Origin of the sequence: Sphingomonas caseinilytica (genome assembly GCF_023516455.1) — a bacterium.
GTDB lineage: Bacteria > Pseudomonadota > Alphaproteobacteria > Sphingomonadales > Sphingomonadaceae > Sphingomicrobium > Sphingomicrobium caseinilyticum.
In genome coordinates, this window is record NZ_JAMGBA010000001.1 from 350243 (window position 1) to 374273 (window position 24031).

Annotated in this window: 24 protein-coding genes and 1 other RNA gene; 11 read left to right on the top strand and 14 right to left on the bottom strand. The window is 63.7% G+C overall.

The genetic code is table 11. The annotated features are described in order from the left end of the window. Positions 1-78: 78 nt before the first annotated feature. From LZ496_RS01770 to ffs, 4 genes are all read right to left on the bottom strand, one after another. Positions 79-1683 (bottom strand): long-chain fatty acid--CoA ligase, encoded by a 1605-nt coding sequence (locus LZ496_RS01770; protein WP_249902880.1) that lies wholly within the window; start codon positions 1681-1683, stop codon positions 79-81. 123 nt (positions 1684-1806) lie between these two features. Beyond that, a complete protein-coding gene (locus LZ496_RS01775) occupies positions 1807-2130 on the bottom strand; it encodes a YbaB/EbfC family nucleoid-associated protein (RefSeq protein ID WP_249903833.1) in 324 nt (107 codons plus the stop codon). Positions 2131-2132: 2 nt separating this feature from the next. Next, a complete protein-coding gene (locus LZ496_RS01780) occupies positions 2133-3770 on the bottom strand; it encodes a DNA polymerase III subunit gamma/tau (RefSeq protein ID WP_249902881.1) in 1638 nt (545 codons plus the stop codon). A gap of 175 nt (positions 3771-3945) precedes the next feature. Next, positions 3946-4040: signal recognition particle sRNA small type (ffs, locus tag LZ496_RS01785), an RNA gene on the bottom strand. 189 nt (positions 4041-4229) lie between these two features. On the opposite strand from ffs, the gene LZ496_RS01790 reads away from it, so the two are divergent. Continuing rightward, positions 4230-4787: an EF-hand domain-containing protein gene (locus LZ496_RS01790; RefSeq protein ID WP_249902882.1), complete on the top strand. Its 558-nt coding sequence runs from the start codon at positions 4230-4232 to the stop codon at positions 4785-4787. Here LZ496_RS01790 and LZ496_RS01795 read toward each other — a convergent pair. The 3 genes from LZ496_RS01795 to LZ496_RS01805 are packed head-to-tail and all read right to left on the bottom strand — an operon-like array spanning position 4784 to position 7295. Next, positions 4784-5116, bottom strand: coding sequence for a 2Fe-2S iron-sulfur cluster-binding protein (locus LZ496_RS01795; RefSeq protein WP_249902883.1), 333 nt, complete (start codon positions 5114-5116; stop codon positions 4784-4786). The two genes, LZ496_RS01790 and LZ496_RS01795, sit on opposite strands and share 4 nt — an antisense overlap. Next, entirely contained in the window at positions 5113-6225 is a 1113-nt protein-coding gene (locus LZ496_RS01800) for a cysteine desulfurase family protein (protein ID WP_249903834.1), read from the bottom strand. The genes LZ496_RS01795 and LZ496_RS01800 overlap by 4 nt, the downstream gene beginning before the upstream one ends. Further along, complete coding sequence (locus LZ496_RS01805) at positions 6222-7295, bottom strand: cysteine desulfurase family protein (RefSeq protein ID WP_249902884.1); 1074 nt, start codon at positions 7293-7295, stop codon at positions 6222-6224. Before LZ496_RS01805 ends, LZ496_RS01800 begins: the two co-directional genes overlap by 4 nt. A 117-nt stretch (positions 7296-7412) precedes the next feature. Between LZ496_RS01805 and LZ496_RS01810 the strand changes: the two genes are divergently transcribed. After that, positions 7413-8069 (top strand): alpha/beta hydrolase, encoded by a 657-nt coding sequence (locus LZ496_RS01810; protein ID WP_249902885.1) that lies wholly within the window; start codon positions 7413-7415, stop codon positions 8067-8069. Between the two features lie 58 nt (positions 8070-8127). Continuing rightward, positions 8128-8415 (top strand): GIY-YIG nuclease family protein, encoded by a 288-nt coding sequence (locus LZ496_RS01815; protein WP_249902886.1) that lies wholly within the window; start codon positions 8128-8130, stop codon positions 8413-8415. A 42-nt stretch (positions 8416-8457) separates the two neighbouring features. On the opposite strand, the gene LZ496_RS13870 is transcribed toward LZ496_RS01815, so the two are convergent. Continuing rightward, positions 8458-8589: a hypothetical protein gene (locus tag LZ496_RS13870; RefSeq protein WP_283937857.1), complete on the bottom strand. Its 132-nt coding sequence runs from the start codon at positions 8587-8589 to the stop codon at positions 8458-8460. A gap of 86 nt (positions 8590-8675) precedes the next feature. Between LZ496_RS13870 and LZ496_RS01820 the strand changes: the two genes are divergently transcribed. Next, complete coding sequence (locus LZ496_RS01820) at positions 8676-8939, top strand: hypothetical protein (protein WP_249902887.1); 264 nt, start codon at positions 8676-8678, stop codon at positions 8937-8939. On the opposite strand, the gene LZ496_RS01825 is transcribed toward LZ496_RS01820, so the two are convergent. Continuing rightward, a complete protein-coding gene (locus tag LZ496_RS01825; RefSeq protein ID WP_249902888.1) occupies positions 8936-9895 on the bottom strand; it encodes a threonine ammonia-lyase in 960 nt (319 codons plus the stop codon). The two genes, LZ496_RS01820 and LZ496_RS01825, sit on opposite strands and share 4 nt — an antisense overlap. A gap of 191 nt (positions 9896-10086) precedes the next feature. On the opposite strand from LZ496_RS01825, the gene LZ496_RS01830 reads away from it, so the two are divergent. From LZ496_RS01830 to LZ496_RS01850, 5 genes are all read left to right on the top strand, one after another. Then, a complete protein-coding gene (locus LZ496_RS01830; RefSeq protein ID WP_249902889.1) occupies positions 10087-11274 on the top strand; it encodes a type III PLP-dependent enzyme in 1188 nt (395 codons plus the stop codon). Between the two features lie 125 nt (positions 11275-11399). After that, positions 11400-12485: a 1,9-bis(guanidino)-5-aza-nonane synthase gene (locus LZ496_RS01835; protein WP_249902890.1), complete on the top strand. Its 1086-nt coding sequence runs from the start codon at positions 11400-11402 to the stop codon at positions 12483-12485. Further along, positions 12485-13915, top strand: a complete 1431-nt coding sequence (locus tag LZ496_RS01840) for an amidohydrolase family protein (protein ID WP_249902891.1) — start codon at positions 12485-12487, stop codon at positions 13913-13915. Before LZ496_RS01835 ends, LZ496_RS01840 begins: the two co-directional genes overlap by 1 nt. Positions 13916-14066: 151 nt before the next feature. Beyond that, positions 14067-14261: a hypothetical protein gene (locus tag LZ496_RS01845; RefSeq protein ID WP_249902892.1), complete on the top strand. Its 195-nt coding sequence runs from the start codon at positions 14067-14069 to the stop codon at positions 14259-14261. A gap of 77 nt (positions 14262-14338) precedes the next feature. Next, entirely contained in the window at positions 14339-14788 is a 450-nt protein-coding gene (locus LZ496_RS01850; protein ID WP_249902893.1) for an MAPEG family protein, read from the top strand. A 3-nt stretch (positions 14789-14791) separates the two neighbouring features. On the opposite strand, the gene LZ496_RS01855 is transcribed toward LZ496_RS01850, so the two are convergent. From LZ496_RS01855 to LZ496_RS01875, 5 genes are read right to left on the bottom strand one after another with little or no spacing between them, the layout of a single operon-like run. Continuing rightward, positions 14792-15976 carry a class I SAM-dependent RNA methyltransferase gene (locus tag LZ496_RS01855; protein WP_249902894.1) on the bottom strand — a complete coding sequence of 395 codons (1185 nt, stop codon included), beginning with the start codon at positions 15974-15976 and terminating at the stop codon, positions 14792-14794. Continuing rightward, positions 15973-17325, bottom strand: coding sequence for an NAD(P)H-hydrate dehydratase (locus tag LZ496_RS01860; protein ID WP_249902895.1), 1353 nt, complete (start codon positions 17323-17325; stop codon positions 15973-15975). Before LZ496_RS01860 ends, LZ496_RS01855 begins: the two co-directional genes overlap by 4 nt. 11 nt (positions 17326-17336) lie before the next feature. Continuing rightward, positions 17337-18140, bottom strand: a complete 804-nt coding sequence (locus LZ496_RS01865) for a 4-(cytidine 5'-diphospho)-2-C-methyl-D-erythritol kinase (protein WP_436286446.1) — start codon at positions 18138-18140, stop codon at positions 17337-17339. Next, positions 18140-19765 carry a tetratricopeptide repeat protein gene (locus tag LZ496_RS01870; protein ID WP_249902896.1) on the bottom strand — a complete coding sequence of 542 codons (1626 nt, stop codon included), beginning with the start codon at positions 19763-19765 and terminating at the stop codon, positions 18140-18142. Before LZ496_RS01870 ends, LZ496_RS01865 begins: the two co-directional genes overlap by 1 nt. 4 nt (positions 19766-19769) lie before the next feature. Further along, on the bottom strand, positions 19770-21416 hold the full coding sequence (locus LZ496_RS01875) for an electron transfer flavoprotein-ubiquinone oxidoreductase (protein ID WP_249902897.1): 1647 nt from the start codon (positions 21414-21416) through the stop codon (positions 19770-19772). Between the two features lie 137 nt (positions 21417-21553). On the opposite strand from LZ496_RS01875, the gene LZ496_RS01880 reads away from it, so the two are divergent. Beyond that, positions 21554-22243, top strand: coding sequence for a uracil-DNA glycosylase (locus LZ496_RS01880; protein ID WP_249902898.1), 690 nt, complete (start codon positions 21554-21556; stop codon positions 22241-22243). Beyond that, complete coding sequence (locus LZ496_RS01885) at positions 22243-24027, top strand: lytic transglycosylase domain-containing protein (RefSeq protein ID WP_249902899.1); 1785 nt, start codon at positions 22243-22245, stop codon at positions 24025-24027. The genes LZ496_RS01880 and LZ496_RS01885 overlap by 1 nt, the downstream gene beginning before the upstream one ends. Positions 24028-24031 lie beyond the last annotated feature (4 nt).

Genomic DNA, 24031 nt, shown 5'->3' on the forward strand with positions numbered 1-24031 from the left:
CTAGTCCGTCATTGCGAGCGTAGCGAAGCAATCCAGAATGGATTGCCGCGTCGCTATGCTCCTCGCAAAGACGACTGGTTAGTCCCGCCCGACCATCGCTTCGGCATCGGCGAAGCGGTAGTCGCTGAACTGTTTGCGCAAGGTGAGCTTGCTGAGCTTGCCGGTCGCAGTGTGGGGTAGTTCGTCGACGAACTCGATCGCGTCGGGGAGCCACCATTTGGCGACATGGGCGGTCAGATGCTCGCGGACCTTTACCGCGCAAACATCCATGCCTTCGACCTTGACGCAGACCAGCAAAGGCCGCTCGTCCCATTTAGGATGGGCGATGCCAATCGCGGCGGCTTCCTTGATGCCGGGGCAGCCGACGGCGGCGTTTTCAAGCTCGATCGAGCTGATCCACTCGCCGCCCGACTTGATGACGTCCTTCGAGCGGTCGGTGATTTGCAAGGTGCCGTCGGGGTGGATCGCGCCAACGTCACCGGTGTCGAACCATTCGCCGTCCTCGGTCGCGTCCTCGTCGGCCTTGAAATAGCGCTTGATGACCCAGGGGCCCCGGCATTGCAGGCGGCCCGAGGTCTGGCCATCGCGCGGCAGGACATTGCCCTCGTCGTCGATGGTGCGAAGCTCGACGCCGAAGGGCGGCCGGCCCTGCAGGGCGATATAGTCGACCTTCTCCTCAAGGCTGTAATTTTCCCATCCCAGGGGACGCGAGCCGCAAGTGCCGATCGGGGAGGTTTCCGTCATTCCCCAGGCATGGCCGACTTCGATGCCGCGCTCGAGGAACCAGTGGATCATGGCGCGGGGCGCAGCCGATCCGCCGATGGTCACCTGGTGGAGCGGTCCCAATTCCTCGCCGGTGCGAAGGATATGCTCGATCATGGTCAACCAGACGGTCGGAACGCCAGCCGAATGGGTCACCTTCTCTTCGCGGAACAGGGCGCACATCTTGTCAGGGCGATAGTCGGCCGACAGGACCATCTTGCAACCAACCATCGGCGCCGCCCATGGCAGGCCCCAGGCATTGGCATGGAACATCGGAACGATCGGAAGCACGACGGCCCGCTTGGTCAGGTTGAACAGGTCGGGAATGGCCTCCGTCAAGGTGTGAAGCATGGTCGAGCGGTGCTCGTAGATCACGCCCTTGGGATTGCCGGTGGTTCCTGAGGTGTAGCAGAGGCCGATTGGGTCGCGCTCGTCGCCGTCGACCCAGGTGTAATTGTCGCTATGCCCCTCGATCCACTGCGGGAAGCCCTGCTCCCCTTCCGCCGGATCGAAGCAGACATAATGTTCGATGGTCGTCCAACGAGGCTTCATACGCTCGACGATCGGCGTGAAGGCGCGGTCGTAGAACAGCACCCGGTCTTCGGCATGGTTGGCGATATATTCGAGCTGGTCGTCGAACAGGCGCGGGTTGATGGTGTGGAGGATGCCGCCCATCCCGACGACGCCGTACCAGGCCGTCAGATGCCGGCTGTGGTTCATCCCCAGGGTGGCGATGCGGTCGCCCTTCTTCATGCCGATGGATTCAAGGGCATTGGCCATGCGCCGGGCGTCACTCGCGAGCGTGCGCCAGTTGGTGCGGGTAGTCGACCCATCCGCCCAGGCCGTTACAACTTCGGAATCTCCATGCTCTCGCTCGGCATGGTTGACCAGGCTCATCACCCTGAGCGGCCAATTCTGCATCGCCCCTAGTTGCAAGGCGCTACTCCTCTTCCCGATCCGTTCCACTTTAAGGCGGAACGTGGAACAGACAAGCGGCGGACTTTATTTGCTCCGGAATGACGCCGATTTGCGAAACCGCGCCAACTAGAAGGGTAGTTTAAATCCGGGCGGGAGCTGCATTCCGGCGGTCATCGCCTGCATCTGGTCGCCGGCAGCGGCATCGGCCTTGGCGCGGGCGTCATTGATGGCGGCGGCGATAAGGTCCTCCAGCATCGATTTTTCGGCCGGGACGAGCAGGCTGTCGTCGATCGAAACGCCGAGGATGCGGCCCTTGGCGGTCGCGCGGATCTTGACCAGCCCGCCGCCCGACGCGCCTTCAACCTCGACCTTGTCGAGATTTTCCTGCGCCTGGGCGAGCTGCTGCTGCGCGGCTTCGGCCATTTTCATGATTTCGTCGAGGCTGGGCATGGTCATGCTTCTTTCCGGTCGATGGTTTCCAGGGTGGCGTCGGGGAACTCGTCCAGCAGCGCCTTCACATTCGGTTCTTCAAGCACCGCGGCGCGCATTCGTTCCTCGGCCATCACTTCCTGCTGCTGGAGCGAGGGCGACCCGCCCTCGTCCGTAAGCCGGACTTCCCAGCTTTGGCCGGTGACCTGCTTGGCGGCGGCGGCGAGTTCTCGCGCGAATTCGGCGCCCAGAGGCTTCAACGGTTTCAGGATGATTTCGCCGGGTGCGAAGCTGACCAGGCCGACATGGTCGCGGAGCTGGACGCCGAGCAATTGCTTGCCCTGCCGCTCGACCGCGTCGACCAGGGCGGGGAAATCGCTTGGAATAAGCGCGGTTGCGCTTGGCGAGGCCGTCGGTGCTGGGGGTGCGGATGACGGCGTGACCGTCGGAGCTGCACCACCCGCCAGCATCGCCGCCAGTTGCGAGGGATCCGGCATTTCGGCGGCGTGGATCAGGCGGAGGAGCGCCATGGTCGCGGCTTCCTGCGGATCAGGCGCGATGCGGACGTCCTCCAGCCCCTTCAGCAGCAGTTGCCACAGGCGGTGGAGATTACCCCAACTGAGCCGTGCGGCGAGTTCGGCGCCATGCTCGCGCTCTTCCGCCGACTGGAGCAGGTCGGCGCCGGCGCCCGCTTTGGCGCGGGTCACGGCGTGGAGCGATTCCATGAGACCGCGGATTAGCGAACCAGGATCGATACCGAGCGAATGGGCTTCGTCGAGCTGCGCGATGGTTTCGGCGACCTGGCCGGAGAGGAGCGTTTCGAGCAGGCGGCGGACTCGACCGCGATCGGCCTGGCCCAGCATGTCACGGACCTGGTCGGCGGTTACCCTGCCCTCGCCATGGGCAATAGCCTGGTCGAGGATCGAGAGGCCGTCTCGGGCAGAACCTTCGGCGGCCGTGGCAATCGCCTGAAGCGCCTCTTCCTCGACATCGACACCCTCGGCGCGGGCAACGTTGGCGAAGTGCTCGGCAAGCTTCTCGGACGGGATCCGGCGGAGGTCGAAGCGCTGGCAGCGCGACAGGACGGTGACCGGAACCTTGTTCACCTCCGTCGTAGCGAACAGGAATTTCACATGGGCCGGCGGTTCCTCAAGCGTCTTCAGGAGCGCGTTGAACGCGCTTTTTGACAGCATGTGGACCTCGTCGATGATGTAGATCTTGTAGCGCGCGGAGACCGAGGCGTAGCGGACGGCCTCGATAATCTCGCGAACGTCGTCGACGCCGGTGTGCGAGGCGGCGTCCATCTCGATCACGTCGATATGGCGGCCTTCGGCGATCGCGCGACACGGCTCGCAGACGCCGCACGGATTTATCGTCGGGCCGCCCTGCCCGTCCGGGCCGATGCAATTCAATGCCTTCGCGACGAGCCGCGCGGTCGAGGTCTTGCCGACCCCGCGAACGCCGGTCAGCAGGAAGGCATGGGCGATGCGGCCGCGCTCGATCGCATTGCCGAGCGTCTGCACCATCGCATCCTGGCCGATCAGCTCGGCGAAGGTCTGCGGACGATATTTGCGGGCGAGGACGCGATAATGCGTCTCGTCGTCGGGCTTTTTCACTTCTTCGGGAAGGTCGAGCCCGAGGCCCGGCGATTCGTCGTCCATGGGGGTGGTTTAGTCAGCCCAATGCAGTCATGCCAGCGCAGGCTGGCATCCATGCAAATCATTTCTGGCGTAAACCGGCGCGGAGTAAATCCGCGCCGTCGGTCCTGTCCGCTCTGCGGCAGGCCGTCCGGCATTCGCTGTCTCTGCGTGCTGCTGCGCTGCACTCGGCAGCTCATGCGGTGGAAGCCGACGACCCGGCACGAAATCGTTGTGGCTGCTTCCTTCCGGATCTGACCAGGTTGGCGACAATGCCGTCCGCCGACTTCCGCGGGCCATATGGTTGAAGAAGCGCCCTTTCGCAACCCCGCCAAAGCCTTCATCAAGCATTCACCCTGCCGATTGGACTAGAGCCTCATGCCGTTGCCCACCCTGATTGTTCCCATCCTATTGTCCGTCGCAGTGGCGGAAGATGCACCGATCACGGTCAAGGCCTTTCCCTGGGCGCCGTTCATCAGCCCGATGGGCGAGCCGTTCCGCCCGCCGTCAAGCGGCGAGGCGCCGATCGAACGCTGGTTTGTTCAGGCAGATCGCAACCGTGACGGCCTGCTGACGAGCGATGAAATGCAGGCCGATGCAGAGCGCTTCTTCGCGCGGCTCGATGATAATCAGGACGGGCAGATCGATCCGGACGAGCGCAGGGCTTACGAACAGGAGATCGCGCCGGAGATCCAGGTGAACTCGGACTGGCGGCAGGCTCGCGGCGAGCCTAAGCCAAAGCGCGACGATTATGACGGCTACAACAAAAGCGGCCTGCAAGGCGCCGCGCGCTACGGGATTCTCAATATCCCGCAGCCCGTCGCTAGCGCCGATGCCGACTTCAACCGGGCCGTAAGCCTGGCCGAGTTCAGGCAAGCCGCCGCCTATCGATTCACACTTCTGGACAGCAGCGGCCGTGGGAAGATCGCGTTGCCGGAACTGGTCGAACGCCTGCCGATCCGGCCCAAGGGCAAGCGCCCCAAGCCAAAAAAGAACGAATTGGACACGCGAGTTGGCGCCCCGCTGCCGGAAGGCAGCTAGCGATCGAGGTTGTAGGCGCCGCCCGGCATCTGCACCGTCAGCGTTTCCAGATCCTCGGTAAGATTGATTTGGCAGGCGAGCCGCGACGTTGGGCGGACTGCCCATGCAAGGTCGAGCAAATCGTCTTCCTCTTCGCTTGCCGGCGGCAGGCGCGAGAAATCTTCCTTGGCGACGATGACATGGCAGGTCGAGCAGGCCATTTGCCCTTCGCACGCCCCTTCGAGCGGCTGGCGTTCCCGCTGCGCGAGATCGAGCAGGTTGGTGCCGGCTGGAGCATCGACTTCATGGTCGAGCGTGCCGTCAGCCTTGAGGAAGCGGACCTTGATCATGCCGGGAGATGCGCCTGTTCGATCGCCGCCTCATTGATCCTGCGGCAAGCCGAAACCAGCTCATCCTCACCGGTATAGCGGCCGAACCCGAGGCGGACCGACGAACGGGCCGCGCGGTCGTTGAGCCCGATGGCACGGAGCACATGGCTCGGCCGGCCCGAACCGCTGGCGCAGGCCGAGCCGAGCGAAAAAGCGATGTTGCGCAGGTCTGAAATCAGCCTCGCGCCATCAAGTCCTTCACGCCGGACATTGAGGTTTCCGCGATAGCGGTCGGTCAGACTGCCGTTGACAGTCCATCCCTGTCCGAGAGTTGCGAGTGCAAGTTGAGATAGTTTCTCAACATGCGCCGCATCGGCATCGCGCCTTTCGGCGGCAAGGCGGGCGGCCTCGCCCAGCCCCACACAAAGCGATGGCGAGAGCGTGCCGGAACGCATGCCCAATTCCTGCCCACCGCCGTGGATCTGTGACGCGGGTTCGGTCCCTGAGCGCATCCAAAGGCCGCCGACGCCCTTCGGTCCATGGATCTTGTGGGCCGAAACGGCGACCAGGTCCGGCCCGTCCGGAATGGCCAGGCGGCCGAAGCCCTGGACCGCATCGCACAGCATCAACGCGCCTGCTTCCCGCGCAGCTTGCGCAAGCCGGGCAACGGGCTGCATCACGCCAATCTCGTTGTTCACCAGCATCGCCGCGACGAGCGCCGTCTTGTCGTCGATGTGGGCCAACGCCTCGTCCAGGTCGATCAAGCCGTCTGCACCGACCTTGAGCCTGACGACTTCGATATCCTGCTTTTCCAGCCATTCCGCCGTGTCGAGGACGGCCGCATGTTCCGTCGAGATGGTCACCAGCTTGCGCCGCAGGCTGTCCTCGAACGTTCCCTTGATCGCCCAGTTTATCGCTTCGGTAGCTCCGGACGTGAAGGCAAACCTCCCGCCGGCCAAGCCGATCGCCTGTTCGACACGGCCGCGCGCAACCTCGATCGCCGCCGCCGCTTCACGGCCCCAGGTCGAAGGGCTGTGCGGATTGGCGAACTTCTCCTCGAACCAGGGACGCATTGCCGCCGCCACCTCGGGCGCCAACGGCGTCGTCGCCTGATAGTCGAGATAAATCATGCCGCGCGCTGCCGGCTGGCGATCCGCGACCATTCAGCGAGGAAAGCGTCGACTTCGGCTTCGGTTGTGTGCGGGCCGAAGCTGATGCGGAGGAAGCCGCCCGCTACAGCCGGATCAACCTTCATTGCAGCCAGGACGGCGCTTTCCTTCATTTTGCCTGACGAACAGGCGCTGCCAGCGGAAACTGCGATGCCCGCCAGGTCGAACTGCACCAGCAAGGAGGCACTGGAGGCGCCGGGCAGCGAGACCGCGCCAATTGTCGAAAGCCGCGGGCTTTCCTCGCCGATCACGATGCCGCCGACCGATTTTACGCCTTCGTCCAACCTAGCGCGCAGGGCAGCGAGCCTGCCCATTTCATAGGGCATGGCAGCGAGCGCAGTTGCAAACGCAAGAGCGCTGGGCGCGTCCTGCGTTCCGCGCCGATAGCCCTTTTCCTGGCCGCCGACCGGATCCAGCGTTCCAAGATCCTTGACCAGCAGTGCTCCGATGCCGGGCGGGCCGCCAAGCTTATGGGCCGACAGGGCGATGAAATCCGCGTCAGGAAGAGGATGCTTGCCCGCGCTCTGTGCGCAATCGGCCAGCAGCAAGGAACCGGCTTCACGGATCTTCGGGGCGATATGGTCCAGCGGCTGGAGAATGCCGGTCTCGTTGTTGACCTGCTGGATCGCGACCAAGGCCGGACCTTCGGCAAGTATGGCGTCCAGCGCAGCCTCGTCGATCAGGCCGTCGGGGCGGACCGGGATGACCCGGGCATCCGCGCCCATTGCGTGGGGAACGATCGCATGCTCGGTAGCACCGAGGGCGCGCCCAGCGATGCGCGCGCGCGCCGCCACCATCTCGATCGCTTCGCTCGCCCCGCTGGTGAAGATGACGTCATGACGCCAGCCCAGCACCTCGGCGAGCGTCGTCCTCGCCTCCTCCAACAGCGCCCTGGCCTGCCGGCCTTCCGCATGAGGGGAACTTGGGTTGGCCCAGGCCTTAAAGCCGCGTTCCATGGCCGCCACCGCTTCCGGAAGGACGCGCGTGGTGGCTGCGTGATCGAGGAAGATGCGGGAATGAGAATCGGTCATTGGAAAACTCAAGGAATCCTGCCGTTGCCAGAGGTTGCGCCGGCCCTATATAGGAGCCGCCGCCGCGGTGCATCCCTTCCGCGGATATCAGTTTCAATTCCTAATAAGCGAGCGCCCATGCCCGAAGTGATTTTTCCCGGACCCGAAGGCCGTCTGGAAGGCCGGTTCAACCCGGGGCCTCGTCCACGGGCACCGGTGGCGCTGATCCTGCACAGCCACCCGCAGGCCGGCGGGACGATGAACAACAAGATCGTCCAGCTGCTCTACAAGGATTTCGTCCGCCGCGGGTTCGCGACCCTGCGCTTCAATTTCCGCGGCGTCGGAAAGAGCCAGGGCACGTTCGACAATGGCATTGGCGAATTGAGCGATGCGGCCTCGGCGCTCGACTGGGTCCAGCAGATCCACCCGGAGGCAGAGGTCACCTGGGTCGCAGGTGTCAGCTTCGGCGCATGGATCGGAATGCAGCTGCTGATGCGCCGCCCGGAGATCCGCGGCTTCATCTCCATCGCGCCGCCGGCGAACATGTATGATTTCGCCTTCCTCGCCCCCTGCCCGGCTTCGGGCATCATCATCCAGGGCGAAGCGGACGAGGTCGTCACCCCGGGCGCGGTCCAGAAGCTGGTCGACAAGCTTCGCACGCAGCGGCACATCACCATCGCCCATGACACCATTCCGGGCGCCAACCATTTCTTTGCCAATGAGCTCGACCTGCTCATGAAGAGCGTGGACGATTATCTGGACTACCGGTTGGATCCGAGCTGCCCGATACGGTGACGGCTGTTCCCCGGCGAAGGCCGGGGCCCAGGAGACAACGTCTCGCAAAGGAGGTCCGATGAAGGCTGGTTACGTCTACATAATGGCCAGCCGGAAGAATGGAACGATCTACATTGGCGTAACGTCCGATCTGATTGGGCGTGTCCACCAGCATCGGCAAGGATTGGTTTCCGGCTTCACCAAGCAATATGGCTGCAAGTTATTGGTTTGGTTCGAGGCGCATGAGAATTTAGAGGATGCGCGGCGTCGCGAATTGCAAATGAAAGAATGGAAGCGGAGTTGGAAGATTCGGCTGATCGAAGAAAACAACTTCGACTGGCTGGACCTTTATCCGACGTTGCGCTGACCCGGCTATTGCCGGGCCTGAGCCCCGGCCTTCGCCGGGGAACTACACCGTCCAGATCAGGACGTTGGCGACGAAAATCACCCCACAGGCAATCATCAGCAGTCCGCGCTGACGAGTTTCACGGTTCATCGCCTGCTTGATGCCGAATCCGAGCAGCAGGAAAGCCGCGATCATCATGAGGGCCAGTGTCGCGGATATGAAATTTCCCAAAACGGACCCTTTCACGGCTTTTTAACTCGCGGCGGTGCATGCTTATGCCCATGCGCGATGTCCAGCAGCAACAGGCCCGCCTTGAAGAGGCTTTCGACCGGATCGAGGAAACGATCCTTCCGTGCATCGCAATGATGCTGGAAACGCTGCTCGATGCTTCTGCCAACCTGTCCGAGCTCGACCCCAAGGCGCTGATTGCGGAGCTTCAAACGCTGGCAGCCGAGCTGGAAGAGCTCACCCGCGCGGTAGAACGCAGCTCACCGGTCCACGTCGACGCGGGCGAATATCGGATTGCCGGAGCGAGTGGCAACTAGGAGACAAGGCTGGCGTGCAGCGCCGGGTCGATGTTTCCGCCCGATAGAAGTGCTACCGTTTCCGGTACGATTTCGACTTTTCCGGCAAGCAATGCGGCGAGCGACACCGCCGCGCCAGGTTCGACCACCAAGCCATGCTCCTTCCACGCCCAGCGGACCGCAGCTTTCGTTTCTTCTTCGCTGACGGCCAGGCCTTGCGATCCACGCGCATGAAGGATGCCAAAGGTGATGGGCGACACCCGCAGGGTCTGGATCGCATCACATAGCGTCGGCGGCGGATTAGGGCCGACCGGCACAATCTCGCCAAGCTCAAGCGACCGGAGCATGTCGTCCCAGCCCTCTGGCTCGACGGGAATGACGTCCGCGTCCGGGCAGGCAAGGGCGATCCCGGACGTCAGCCCTCCTCCACCGCAGTTGACGAGAATGCGAGCCGGCGGCCCTGCCCCGGCTTCCTCGAGCTGGTCGAGGATCTCCAGGCCGACCGTCCCCTGCCCTGCGACGATGTCAGGATCGTCATAGCTGGGCACGACGATCGAGCCTTTCTCCGAGGCGATGCGGGCGGCGATCTCCTCGCGGCTCTCGGTCTTGCGATCGAAGAAGATGATTTCGGCGCCCTGGGCCCTGGTTCCCTCGACCTTCAGGCGTGGGGCGTCCGACGGCATGACGATGATCGCCGGGATGCCGAGGCGCTTGGCGGCGATCGCAACGCCCTGCGCATGATTGCCGGACGAAAAGGCGACGACGCCCCTGTTTCGCTCTTCCTCGCTGAGCTGGTTCAAGCGATTGGTTGCGCCCCTGAGCTTGAACGAGCCGCCGGTCTGCAAGCATTCGCATTTCAGCCATACGCGATTCCCGCGAATCTCCGCCCCGAGCAAAGGCGTGCGTTCGACCGCGCCGGAAATGCGCTTGGCAGCCGCCAGAACATCATCGCGGGTGACCTGTGGATATTCGCTCAAGCCGTTCAACTCCTTGATCTTTCGGCGAACCGTGGCCGTGCAGGGATAAAGCTGTCCCAGCCGGGTTCAATTGGGGTCCAAAAAAACTTTACATGGGGGACCCTCGAACATATATCGCGCCTCCGCTGCCCCATGGGACTTCCAACCGCAAGGCAGCTTTGTCTCGAACTACCAGTTGGAGGTCCCTTGAGTTGCACAAGCATCATAGCGCGCTGGGGCTAGCTACCGCCCTTCGACCGGTCCAGCCGGTCACGCTTCTTCGTCCGCATGCCGCAAAGCGTGCTGCCCGCTTCTTTGCCGAGAAGTTTCCGGGGAAGTCGCTCTATGCGGTCAAGGCCAATCCCTCACCCGACCTGCTGAGGGTCCTGTGGGATGCTGGCGTTACCCACTATGACGTCGCCTCGCTTGGCGAAGTTCGCATGGTTGCGGAAACGCTGCCCGATGCCGTGCTGTGCTTCATGCACCCGGTGAAGGCCGAGGAAGCGATCGCGGAAGCCTATTTCGACTATGGCGTGAAGACCTTCAGCCTCGACACGATCGAGGAACTGGAGAAGATCCAGCGCGCCACCCGCAACGCCAGCGACCTCAACCTGCTGGTTCGCCTGCGGGTATCGTCCGATCATTCGAAGCTCAGCCTCGCCTCCAAGTTCGGCGCCGAGCCGCATGAGGTGAAGCAGCTTCTGATGGCTGCACGCCAGGCGTCGGACGCGCTCGGCATCTGTTTCCATGTCGGCAGCCAGGCGATGAGCCCGGCAGCTTATGGCGAAGCGATGAGCCGCGTTCGCGATGCCATCGTCGAGGCGGCCGTCACGGTCGACATCGTCGACGTCGGCGGCGGCTTTCCGAGCTGGTATCCGGGAATGGAGCCGCCGGCTCTCGAAAGCTATTTCGACGTCATCTACCGCGCGTTCGAAGACCTGCCGATCAGCTATTCGGCCGAACTGTGGTGCGAGCCGGGCCGTGCGCTTTGCGCGGAATATGCAAGCGTCCTCGTTCGCGTCGAAAAGCGCCGCGGAAGCGAGCTGTACATCAACGACGGTGCCTACGGCGCCCTGTTCGATGCGGCACATATCGGTTGGCGCTACCCTGTGAAGCTGGTTCGCGACGAGGAGTCGGATGCCAAGGACATGGAGTTCAGCTTCTACGGGCCGACTTGCGACGACCTCGACCACATGGCCGGTCCGTTCGAGCTTCCCGCCGACGTCCAGGCCGGCGATTATATCGAGGTCGGGATGCTGGGCGCCTATGGCTGTGCCATGCGCACCGGCTTCAACGGCTTCGGGGTCGAGGATCGGGTGATCGTTACCGACGAGCCGATGGCCTCGCTCTACACCGACGTCCCGGAACGCAAACGCGCGACGAACGTCATCACGCTGTAGCGGCAGAGCATTTTAAGTGCGTCATTCCAGCGAAGGCTGGAAACCATGATCTATTGGGTGCAAAGGGCCCGCGACATGGACCCCAGCTTGCGCTGGGGTGACGATTTTCAGTTTCGGAGAAGAGAATGACCACCGATACGCTGAACAAGGTCCAGGACGCCGAGAACCTGGTCAACGACAAGCGCAAGGAAGAGCTGCTGTCGAGCGAAGTCGAGCATATCGACATCACGAGCTTCGACGCCCGCCCGATCGTCGAGGCGATGGGCAAGATGAGCTTCACCAGCCGCGACCTCGCCCGCGCGACCGACATCTACAACCAGATGCTGGCCGACCCCAATTGTTCGGTGTGGCTGGTGATCGCCGGATCGACCTCGGCCGGTGGCTGCATGGATCTGTATGCCGAGCTGGTGCGCAACAACATGGTCGACGCGATCGTCGCCACCGGCGCCAGCATCGTCGACATGGATTTCTTCGAAGCGCTTGGCCACAAGCATTACCAGGCGCTGGAAATCCCCGACGACGACACGTTGCGCTCGCTCTACATCGACCGCATCTACGACACCTACATCGACGAAGTCGCGCTGCAGGACTGCGACTATACGATCGGCAAGATCGCGGACTCGCTGGAGCCCCGCCCCTATTCGTCGCGCGCCTTCATCCGTGAGATGGGCAAGTGGCTGAGCGAGGGGAACGGCAAGAAGGACAACAGCCTGGTCAAGCTCGCCTATGAGCATGACGTGCCGATCTTCTGCCCAGCCTTCACCGACAGCTCGGCCGGCTTCGGTCTCGTCAAGCACCAGGTCGATGCGATGAAGCGCGGCGGCCACTGGATGACCTTGGACAGCATCGCCGACTTCCGCGAGCTGACCGACATCAAGATCGAGGCCGGAACCACCGGCCTCCTCATGATCGGCGGCGGCGTTCCGAAGAACTTCGCGCAGGACACCGTGGTTTGCGCCGAGATCCTCGGCCACGACGATGTCGAGGTTCACAAATATGCGGTGCAGATCACCGTCGCCGACGTCCGCGACGGCGCCTGCTCCTCCTCGACGCTTCAGGAAGCGGCCAGCTGGGGCAAGGTTTCGACCGCGCTCGAGCAGATGGTCTATGCCGAGGCGACCTCGGTCCTGCCGCTGCTGGCCAGCGACGCCTATCACCGCGGACATTGGAAGAGCCGCGAGAAGCGCCGCTTCGCAAAGCTGTTCGACTAATGAGATTTGTGGTTGCCACGGTCGCCGCGGCGGTCGTGGCATCGCCTGCCTTTGCAGCGGCCCAGCCCGCTGACCTGCTGATCCGGCATGCGACGGTCATCGACGTCGCCAAGGGCCGGACGCTGACCGACCAGGCAGTTGCGGTCCGCAATGGCGACATTGTCGCCGTTGGCGCGGACAGTTCGGTAGCGCGCCGCGTTTCAGCAAAGCAGACGGTCGATGCGACGGGCAAGTTCGTCATGCCGGGCCTGTGGGACATGCACGTCCATTTCGGCGGCGGCACGGAGCTGATCCAGGAAAACAAGGATCTGCTGCCGATCTACGTCGCCTATGGGATCACCTCGGTGCGGGATTGCGCGGGCGATCTCAGCGATTCCGTCATCCAGTGGCGGAGCGAAGTGGCGGCGGGATCGCTGCTCGGACCGACGATCTACACCTCCGGTCCCAAGCTGGAGGGCTACAAGCCGCTGTGGAAGGGCACGATCGAGGTCGGGACGCCCGCCGAGGTCGATGCGGCGCTCGACCGGCTGCAGTCGATGAAGGTCGATTTCGTCAAGATCACCGACAACACGCTGAAGCCGGAAATCTTCGAATATGCGGTGAAGGCAGCGAAGAAGCGCGGGCTGAAGACTTCTGCGCACACGCCGTTTGCGCTGACCATCGAGCAAGCGGCGAAGGACGGCCTTAGCTCGGTTGAGCATCTCGACTATCTGATCAAGGCCGGATCGCCGGCGGAAACGAGTATCGCCGCCGATTATCTGGCCAAGAAGCTCACCTATGGCGAGGCGTCGGACAAGTTCGTCGAGACGTTCGATGCGAGCTACGCCAAGGCGGAATATGATCGGCTGGCCAAGCTCGGCCTCAATGTGACGCCGACGCTCAACATGAGCCGTATCCTCGCCTATCTGGACCGCGAGGATCACCGCAATGACACCGGCCTCGCCCTGATGGGGCCGGGATTGCGCAAGACCTACGAATGGCGCGTCGAACGCGCGGCCAAGTCGACGCCTGAGCAGGTCGCGGCCCGGCACAAGGAATATGAGCTGAGCGTCAAGGTTCTGCCGATGCTTCGCGATGCAGGCATTCCGATCCTGGCCGGGACGGACGCCGGTTTTCTCAACAGCTTCAACTATCCCGGCATTGGGCTGCACGACGAGTTGCAGCGCTATGTCGAGGCCGGGCTGACCCCGCGCGAGGCACTGGCCAGCGCGACGATTACGGGACCCAGCTTCCTTGGCCATTCCGACCGTTACGGTTCTCTCGCCAAGGGCAAGGCGGCGGACATCCTCATCCTCGATGCCAATCCGCTGCAGGACATCGCTGCAACGCGGACAATCCGTGGGGTCGTCGCCAAGGGCCAATGGTTCGACCGCGCCGCGCTCGATCGGCTGCTGGAGTCAGTCAAGGCAAAGGCCGCAACGGCGCGGTAGCAGCGCTCGGGAAAATCCCGATTACTTCAGCCCCTTCGCGAAATGGCTCGCGAGGGGGCTTTTCCATGAAATCATCTGCTGGTTTCTACTGATTGCGCCATGGCCGCTTCACCCGGATTTATAGTCGCCAAATCCAGATGGGGAGACGCACATGGGAACCCGCAAGCTCGTCCTTACCGCAGCAGCCGTCATTTTCCTGCTGGTTACGCTGGCCGCCCTTTACCGGCTGCTGGTCGGTTTTCCGATTTCGATCGGTGGCGAGGAAGTCGGCCAGGTGAGCACTTTCTTCGTGCTGGTCTGCGGCGCGGCACTCACCTTGATGCTGTTCAACGAGGCAAGGAAATAAAGATCGCCTGGGCAGGCTTGAGCAGGCCGCAAATCTGACGCACCCTCCTCCGCCTCCAAACAGGGGGGAGGGAAATCATGGAATATAGCCCGTTACTGGCGCCCGTCGTGGCGCTCATAGCCTGGACCCTGGTCATTATGGCCTGGATGGCCGTGACCCGTTTTTCGGCCTTCAAGAAAATGGGAATTTCGCTTGGGACCGTCCCCGCTGGCTCGCGCGGCTGCGACATGGATGGCAAGGCGCCGAACGAGGCTCAGTGGAAGGCCCATAATTACAACCACCTGCTGGAACAGCCGACGATCTTCTACGCCATCGTCCTGACCTTGGCGCTGATGGGGATGGATCAGCCGATCAATCAATATCTGGCATGGGGTTATGTCGGCATCAGGGTCGTGCACAGCCTGGTTCAGTGCACCGTGAACACCGTGAAATACCGGTTTACACTCTTTTCGCTAGCGTCACTCTGCTTGCTCGGTCTGACGGTGCATGCCGGAGCCCGCATCCTGCACGACTGCCTGGGCTGGTAACCGTTAGCGGCTGAAGGAGGCCGCAAGCTCGACATGGGTCGACCAGCGGAACTGACCGACCGGTTTGACCCAATCGAGCTTGTAGCCGCCCCCCACGAGGATTTCGGCGTCCCGGGCGAATGTAGCGGGGTTGCAGCTGACGTAGGCAATCCGCACGACTGGAGAAGCCGCCAGTTCGCGAACCTGCTCCTGCGCACCGGCCCTGGGAGGGTCGAGCACGACAGAATCGAAGGCTGTAAGTTCCTTGGCGTCGTAGGGGCGGCGATAGAGATCGCGATGCTCGGCAGTAACTTGCCGACCCGAGCGAGCCGCAGCCAGCTTCAATGCAAGGACGGCATCGCGAGACGCCTCCGCCGCCGTAAGCTGTCCTTCCAGCGACAGGGCGAAGGTCCCAAGTCCGGCGAAAAGGTCGGCAATTCGCGCGGACCCTGCCGTGGCTTCGCGAGCCGCCGCGACGAGGGCCGCTTCTCCGTCCTCCGTGGCCTGAAGGAAGGAACCGATCGGCATCGGCACCGCGGTTCCACCGAGCGTGATCGTCACCGGCTGGGGCTCGTAGCGGGGCTCGGGCCCAAAGCCCTCGTCAATGCTGAGACGGGCCAAGCGGTTGGTTTCACTGAACTGGCTCAGCGCCTCGACTGCTTCGAGGCCAACGACTTCAATGCCCTTCAGCATCACGTCTGGTCCCTGATCGGCAAGTGTCAGCTGTATTTCGGCAGTTCGCTTCGATGGCAGGGCCGTCGCCAGAAAGGTCCGGAGGGGCTGCAGCAGCGCGAGAAGTCGCGGGTGAAGGACATGGCATTCGAGCATGTCGACGATGCGGTTGCTGCCGGCCTCGTTGAACCCGATCAGCACTCTGCCGCCGGCCTTCAAGGCGCGAAGCGTCGCGCGCCTGCGGCTATTTGGCGGGGAAAGATGGGCCGGACGGATTTCGGCACCGAGGCCGTGCTGCGCGAGCGCTCCCGTCACTCTCGAGGCGCAATAATCCGCATAGGCGGCATCGGTCAGATGCTGGAGTTGGCACCCCCCGCACTGAGGAAAGTGGCGGCAGGGCGGGACTTGGTGGCCAGCGCCGGGCTGAACCGTCCCATCGGCGAGCAGGACATCGCCCGGAACGGCGAACGGCACATGGCGGCCGCTGGCGGTGACGCCGTCACCGCGCGCCGCGATCCGGACAATGGTTTCGCTCATAACTCTGCGATTGCCAGGGGGATCGCCTCGACCAAATCGTCCGCGATCATAGCGGAACCGGCGACTTCCGCCGCCCTCCCATGCAGCCAGACGGCAGCGCATGCCGCATCGAATGGTCCAAGGCCCCGCGCCCGAAGTGCAGCGATCATGCCGGAGAGAACGTCACCGGTTCCGGCGGTCGCCAGCCAGGCCGGTGCCGGCGGAGCGAATGCCAGGCTTCCGACCGGAGATGCGACCAGCGTATCCGGGCCCTTGTAGACGATCACGGATTGGGAACGCCGCGCTGCCTCCAGCGCGCGCTCAGCCTTGGAGCCCTCACTCTCCCCAAAAAGCTTTCGAAACTCACCCTCATGTGGAGTCAGAATCGTATCGTGGCCCTGCAGCCGTTCCGGCTCCCCAACCAGCCCAATCGCATCCGCGTCGATCACGATGGGCCTTGGCGCCGTCAGCGCCAAGGTCAGCACCTGCGGAACGTCGCCGAGCCCGGGTCCGACCAGGATGCAGCCGATCCGCTCATCTTGAAGATCGGCACCCCCCGTCTGGACAATGGAAGACGGCAGGCCGTCGATCGGCAGAGACGTCGATACCCGAACGTAGCCGGCCCCCGACCGGGCGGCGGCATTCGCCGCAAGGGCAATCGCTCCCGGCATTTGCCCGGCGAGGCAATGAACCAGTCCGCGGCTGTATTTATGTCCTGCCGGTTCGAGCGGTGGCAGGTCGGGCGCACCGATTTCGAACCATGCTGATCCGGCATCAATGCCAATGTCGGCGAGCACGACCCTGCCCATACTGGCCATTGCGGGCATCAGCCGATGCGCGGGCTTTAACGCCCCGAACGTCACCGTCAGGTCGTAGCGCCCTATCGGCGAAAGCAGCGCGCCGTCGTCGCTGCTGACGCCGCTTGGCAAATCGCAGGCAATTGCGACGAGTGCGTTGTCGACCAGCAGCATTAGTCGTTGGAAAAGAGATTGTTCTAGGCCGCGGCTAAGACCGGTTCCAAACAGGCAATCGATGACGATCGGGGTTTCGGTAGCGCTTGCGAATGGCTCTACGGGACCATTCCACTGGCTTCTGGCCCATCGGGCAGCATCGGATGTCGGGTCGGCCCATGCAGCGACTTTCACCGTATAGCCCATGGCGGCGAGGTGCCGGGCCGCGACATAACCATCGCCCCCATTGTTTCCCGGGCCGCAGAGGAGGAGTACGTCGCGCGGTCCGACATGAAGGCGGACAGTCTCGGCAAGGGCCTGGCCAGCACGCTCCATAAGGGTCGTTTCCGGCGTGCCTGAAGCGATGGCCTGCCTCTCGGCGGCGCGCATCTGTTCGGCGGTAAGGATCGGACGGGCCATAGTGGCCGCCCCTATCGCAGAAATGTCGCCAAATGCCACCAGTTCGAGGGGCAGGTCGCGGCAGCGGCATCCCGCTCCGCCTCGCTGTCGAACAAGGCGAAGCAGGTCGCGCCGCTTCCGGACATGCGAATGAAACCGGCTCCGGGTTGCGTGCCAAGCCAGTCGAGGACGTGTCCGATGTCCGGCGCAAGTGTCAGCGCTGCCGCTTCCAGGTCGTTGCGGCCTCTCCGCCAGTCGCCAAGCGGTCCGCGATCGATGCCATCCCATGCGGCGAACACGGCGCCTGTCGACAGAGGCACAAGCGGGTTGACCAGCAGCGCCGGAGTGCCGGAAATCGACGGGTCCTGCACAAGCTCGAGCTTGTCCCCGGCCTCCGTGCCCTTCGCGCTGAGGCTGAGCAGGCAGGCAGGGACATCGGAACCGATGGCCGGGGCAACGTCGACGGCATGGCGGGGGTCGATGCCCCACAGCCCAGTCAGGAGCCGAAGAGCCGCCGCGGCATCGGCCGAACCGCCACCAATGCCCGATGCTACCGGCAGCTTCTTAGTCAAATATAGGCTGGCGCCCGCGTCGACACCGGCTGCCTGCTTCAGCGCCTTGGCCGCGTCGAGGACAAGGTTATCGGTTGTCGAGAGGCCTTCCGCGAACGGTCCACTGATCGACAGGTTGAGTTCGTCGGCCTTCTCCGCCTCCAGCCGATCTCCATCGATGCAAAAGGCAAAAATCGTTTCCAGCGAATGGCGTCCGTCGGGAAGCTTGCCCCGGACATGAAGCGCAAGGTTGAGCTTGGCCGGAGCCGGCTCCGAATACTTCATCAGGGCGCGGCGTTTGCCGTGTTGAGGCCAAGCTCCATCTTGCGTTCGAGCCGCGACTTGGCCTGGTCCTCGGCCGTGATGAGCGCGGCCTGCCAGGAGAAGCGCGCCTCGATCCTCCGGCCCGCCGAATAGAGGGCATCGCCGAGATGCTCGTGGATCTCCGCCTGCGACGGATCCCCGGCGGCTGCACGGCTCAAGGTCTCGATCGCCTCGTCGACCCGGCCCCGCTTGAACAGAGCCCAGCCGAGGGAATCGGTGATGGAAGCATCGTCGGGCCTCAGCGCGCTGGCCTTGCGGATCATCGCTTCGGCCGTGTCGAGGTCCTCACCCCGCTCAAGCTTCCCATAGCCCAGGAAATTGAGCAGCAGGGCGTTGTCCGGGTCCAGCTTCAGCGCGGTCTCAAGCTCCACCTTCGCCTCGCCCCAACGGTCGGCCTGTTCGAGGCTTGCGGCCCGAAGGAGGTGGAGCGTCCAAAGCTCCGGATTGGCGCCGCGCTCTGTCCGGTTGATCGCCTCGCCATATGCCGCGGCTGCCTCGGTGTGGCGGTCCATGTCGCCGAGCACGTTGGCAAGTCGGGAGAAGTCGTGCGGCCCTGCCCCGGCGGCCTGCGTTGCCGCCTGCGCCCGGGTCAGGGCGCGGGAATAATCGGATGTGTCGCCCAGGATCCGGGTCTCGACGTCAAGCGCCTCGCCGGCCAGCAGGTCGTCCTGACGGACGGAGTCGAGCAGAGCGAGCGCCTCCTTCGACCTACCGTCGCCGTCGTAGAGAAGCGCGAGCAGGATCGTACCTTCGCTGTTGCCGGGATTGGCGTGACGGGCGACCTGTGTCAGCGCGATCGGAAGGGCCTTATTGTCTTCCCGTCCAAGGTCGATCGCCATCGCGAGCAGCAATTCGGCATAGCCGTCCGAGGGCGTAGCGATCGCCATTCCGAGCAATTTGCCATCCGCAACGCGCGACCGGGCGGCGGCAAGTGCCTCATCATCACCCTGCAGCATCGCCATCGCATCGTCCTTGCGCTTCAAGCGAACGAGCGAGTCCGCATAAGCGAGGCGAAGCCGGGTGTTTCGGCCTGCCGACTGGACGAGCACGCGCTGTGCAAGCGGCAAGGCATCGTCGGGCTTGCCGAGCGCGAACAGCATCGCTGCCTTCTGCTCGTTGATAATCGGCGCAAGCGGACTGGCGGCCGACATCTGGGACAGCGATTCAATGCCGTCGTTCTTGCCACGCGCGGTGCGGTCCCAGGCCTTCATGACCGGTCCGAACAGGTCGACTTCGGTCGAAGTCACGCCTTTCTCCAGCGCGGCCGCGGCATCCTTGTTCTTGCCGCGCCGGAGCTGGTCGGCGGCCAACATCAACCGTGCATCGATCGGCAATTCATTGGGCGGGATTTGCTTGGCCAGGGAGATGGCGAGGTCGGCCTGTCCCGACTGGATGGCGGTAGAGATGGCCTTTCGAGCAATGGTCCGGTCCGCCGGATCAGCTTCCGCCATCAAGGCGTAGAGTTGCGCGGAACGGGATTCGTCGCCGTTCATTTCCGCGGCCCTTGCTTCGACATAGGTCGACAGGGGCACGGCGGCCGAGGCAGCCGGCGCGGCGGCGGCCAGGATTAGTGCCAGGGCGGTCAAACCATCACATGTTCGGGTAATTGGGACCTCCACCGCCTTCGGGGACCACCCAGTTGATGTTCTGGGTCGGGTCCTTGATATCACAGGTTTTACAATGGACGCAGTTCTGCGCGTTGATCTGAAGGCGAGGTGAACCGCCTTCCGCGACAATCTCGTAAACGCCTGCGGGGCAATAGCGTTGCTCGGGCGCGTCGTAGAGCGCGAGGTTGACCTTGATCGGAACCTCCGCGTCCTTGAGCGTCAGGTGGATCGGCTGGTCTTCCTCATGATTGGTGTTGGAAATGAAAACCGATCCAAGGCGATCGAAGGTTAGCTTCCCATCGGGCTTGGGATAGTCGATCGGCTTAAAATCTTCCTTGCGGCCGATTTCCTTGTGGTCCGCCCTAAGCTTCAGCGTCCAGGGCGTGCGAAGCTTCAGATAGTTGAGCCACATATCGAAGCCGGCGAACAGCGTGCCGAGCGTCCCGCCCCAATGCGCCACAGCGGGCTGGGCATTACGGACGACCTTCAGCTCATCCGCGATCCAGCTTGAGCGGACGGCGGGTTCGTACGAGTCCAGCACATCGCTGCGGCGGTCGGCGGAAATGGCTTCGAAAGCGGCTTCGGCCGCGAGCATGCCCGACTTCATTGCCGTGTGGCTGCCCTTGATCCGGGGCACGTTGACGAAGCCGGCCGAGCAACCGATCAGCGCGCCGCCCGGAAAAGCGAGCTGCGGGATGGCCTGCCACCCGCCTTCATTGATCGCCCGCGCGCCGTAGCTGACGCGCTTCCCGCCCTCGATCTCAGCGCGGATCGCCGGATGGGTCTTCCAGCGCTGGAATTCCTCGAACGGCGAGAGATAGGGGTTCTTGTAGTCGAGCGAGACGACGAAGCCGAGCGCCACCTGACCATTCGCCTGGTGGTAGAGGAAGCCCCCTCCCCATGCGTCGTCCAGTGGCCAGCCTTGCGTGTGGACTACCTTGCCGGGCCGATGTTTGTCGGCAGGAACGTCCCATAATTCTTTGATTCCGATACCGAAAACCTGTGGTCCGGATTGTTCCCGAAGGTCGAAGATGCGGGTCAACTCCTTGGTCAGGTGACCGCGCGCGCCCTCGGCGAAGAAGGTGTAGCGGGCGTGGAGCTCCATGCCCGGCTGATAGTCCGGCTTGTGCGTTCCATCGCGGGCTACGCCCATGTCGCCGGTTGCGACACCCGTCACCGATCCGTCGTCGTTGAACAGGACCTCGGCAGCCGCGAACCCTGGGAAAATTTCGACGCCCAGCCCTTCAGCCTGCCCCGCCAGCCAGCGCGTCAGATTGCCGAGGCTGGCCGTGTATGTCCCCTTGTTGTTCATCAACGGCGGCATCAGGATGTGCGGAAACTCCCACTTGCCAGTGCTGGTCAGCAGCCAGTGGCGGTTTTCCGTGACCGGGACGGTGAGCGGGCTGTCCTTTTCCCGCCAGTCGGGAATGAGCTCGTCCAGAGCCTTCGGATCGATGACGGCACCCGACAGGATGTGCGCACCGACTTCACTGCCTTTTTCGAGAATGCAGACCGAGAGGTCCCGACTTTTCTCTTCGGCTAGCTGCTTGAGGCGGATCGCGGCGGCAAGGCCTGCCGGGCCGGCGCCAACGATTACGACATCATATTCCATCGATTCGCGCTGGCTCATCGCAATCCTCGCTCTCCCGCACGCGTGGCTCCAACAAGCCTTCTATCGCGCCCCGCCGTCCATCCGGCCAAAAATGCCCTGCCAATTCCTTGACCGGACAGTCAACCTTGGACGACAGAAGGACGATGGGTGGGGAAATGCAAGCAATCGACCGCGGCGCGGCCGCCAGCCTCGTCGGCTGGTGGCTGGAGGCCGGCGTTGACGCTGCGGTAAGCGAGACTCCGCGCGACTGGCTGGGCCGGCAGAAATCATTGCCGGAAGCTGTTCCGGCAACTCCACCACCAACTGAGAATCCTGCCGACCTTGCGGCATTCCAGGCGTGGCTGGCGACGGCGGCAGGCCTGCCGATGGATCGTCCCGGTGCGATTCGCGTTGCTTCGCATGGACCTGAAACAGCGAAGGTGATGCTGCTGTCCGATCTTCCTGCTCGTGAGGATGTTGCCGACGACAAACCGATCGGCGGCGAGGCTTGGGCCCTGACGAACAGGATGCTGGCGGCGATCGGCATTGGCACGGACGAAGCCTATGTCGCCTCGCTGTCCCCCTTTCATGCGCCGGGCGCTCGTTTCAACGGCGATCTCGATGCCTGCGCGGGGATCGCGCGCGACCATATCAGGCTGGCGCGGCCCGAACGGCTGATCCTGTTTGGCGATGCCCCGGCCAAGGCCTTGATCGGCGAACCCCTGGCCCGTGCCCGAGGCAAGGTCCATCGGGTCGAAGGCATCCGGACCATTGCGACCTTCCACCCCCGATGGCTGCTTCAGCGTCCGTCGGACAAGGCGCTGGCGTGGCGCGACCTTTTGTTATTGATGAGTGAGAGCGATTGATGCGATTTGGTTTGGTACTGATTGCCGGCTTGCTGTTGGGCTCGCCCGTTATCGCTCAAGAGACCGATCCGCTTGCGCCCCTGGAGCCCGATGGCAGCGAGCCGCCGGAGCCCATCATCCCGGTGACCCAGCCGGCAACCAAGCCATCGGGGACGGCCACGACGACGGTCACGCCGACGCCGGCCCCACCCCCTCGCCCCGTTGTAATTCCAAAGGATTGGCGCGGTGTTTTGACGGCCATTCGCAACGGCGAGTGGGAGGCAGCGCGTCTCGGCATCGATGCTCTTCCAAACGGCCCATTGAAGCCCTTCGCAAAGGCTGAACTCTACACGGCCAAGGATTCGCCCAAGGTCGAGCTCGGTCCGATCCTGGCCTTGATGGAGGAGGCTCCCGAACTCCCGCAGGCGGAACAGCTCTACCGGATGGCGGTGAGCCGTGGCGCCCATCACTCCGAGCTGCCGTCGATCTTTTGGGCGCGTCCGACCGTCTCCCTTGGCAGTGCGCCGCGGCGTGGCAAGACGCGCCCGGTAGAGGGTGAGCCTTATGCCGACCAGCTCCGCCTGACGCTGGAGCCGATGATCAAGACCGACGACGGTACGGGCGCGGAGGCCGCTTATCTCGCGGCGATGCCCTATTTGTCGGTCGAAGCCAGGGCGGAGGCCGCCCATCGGGTAGCCTGGATCTACTTCGTCGGAGGCCGCGATGCAGACGCTGTTCGGATTGCCGACATGGGCCGGGCCGGCGCGTCCGGCGAATGGGCTGCGCAGGCAGCCTGGATTTCCGGTCTCGCCTCCTGGCGACTGAACGATTTCAACGCCGCCTTCTACAGCTTGCGGCAGGCCGCGAGGCTGGCGCGAGAGCCCGAATTCTACGCGGCGACCCATTATTGGTCGGCGAGAGCGGCACAGGCCAGCCGGCGGCCGCAGGAAGTCAATCCGCTCCTGCGCGCGGCGGCGCGATCGGCGGAAAGCTTCTACGGACTGCTGGCCCGTGAAGCCCTGGGCATGGACAAGCGATTGCCGCAAACGGCAGCGTCGCGAGACCTCAACAAGGTCGAAGCTTTGCCGAATATCCGCCGGGCAACGGAATTGGCGGCACTTGGCTGGCGGTCCAGCGCGGAGCAACTCTTGCGCCATCAGGCCAAGATCGGAAATCCTGCCGATCACCGCAGCCTGGTCCGCGTGGCCGACAAGCTGGACCTGGCAGGCGCGCAATTCTGGCTGGCCCACTTCGGACCTCAGGGCGCCCAGGTGGACGCTGCGGACCGCTATCCGACGCCGAACTGGACCCCGTACAATGGCTGGCGGGTCGATCCGGCGCTGGCCTATGCCCACATCATCCAGGAATCGAACTTCCGCGCCGAAGCCGTGAGCCCTGCCGGAGCGGTCGGCCTGATGCAGGTTCGGCCGGGCACCGCCGGCGATACGGCAAGGGCTCGCGGCACGTCCGTGACCGCCGCATCGCTCAAGGACCCGCTGGTCAACATCGACTATGGCCAGGCGTTTATCGAGCTAATTCGCGGCAACGCCGCCACCCGCGGGCAACTGCCGAAGGTGATTGCGGCCTACAACGCCGGGCCCGTACCGGTTCAGCGATGGGCTTATTACGATCGCGGCGATCCGCTGCTTTGGATCGAAAGCATTCCCTATTGGGAAACGCGGTTCTACGTTCCTTCAGTCCTGCGCAATATGTGGGTCATCCAGGGCCTGAAGGGCGAACCCACGCCGACCCTCACGTCCCTTGCCGAACATAAATGGCCGGACTTCCCAGCGAAGCGCCGCTGAGCCG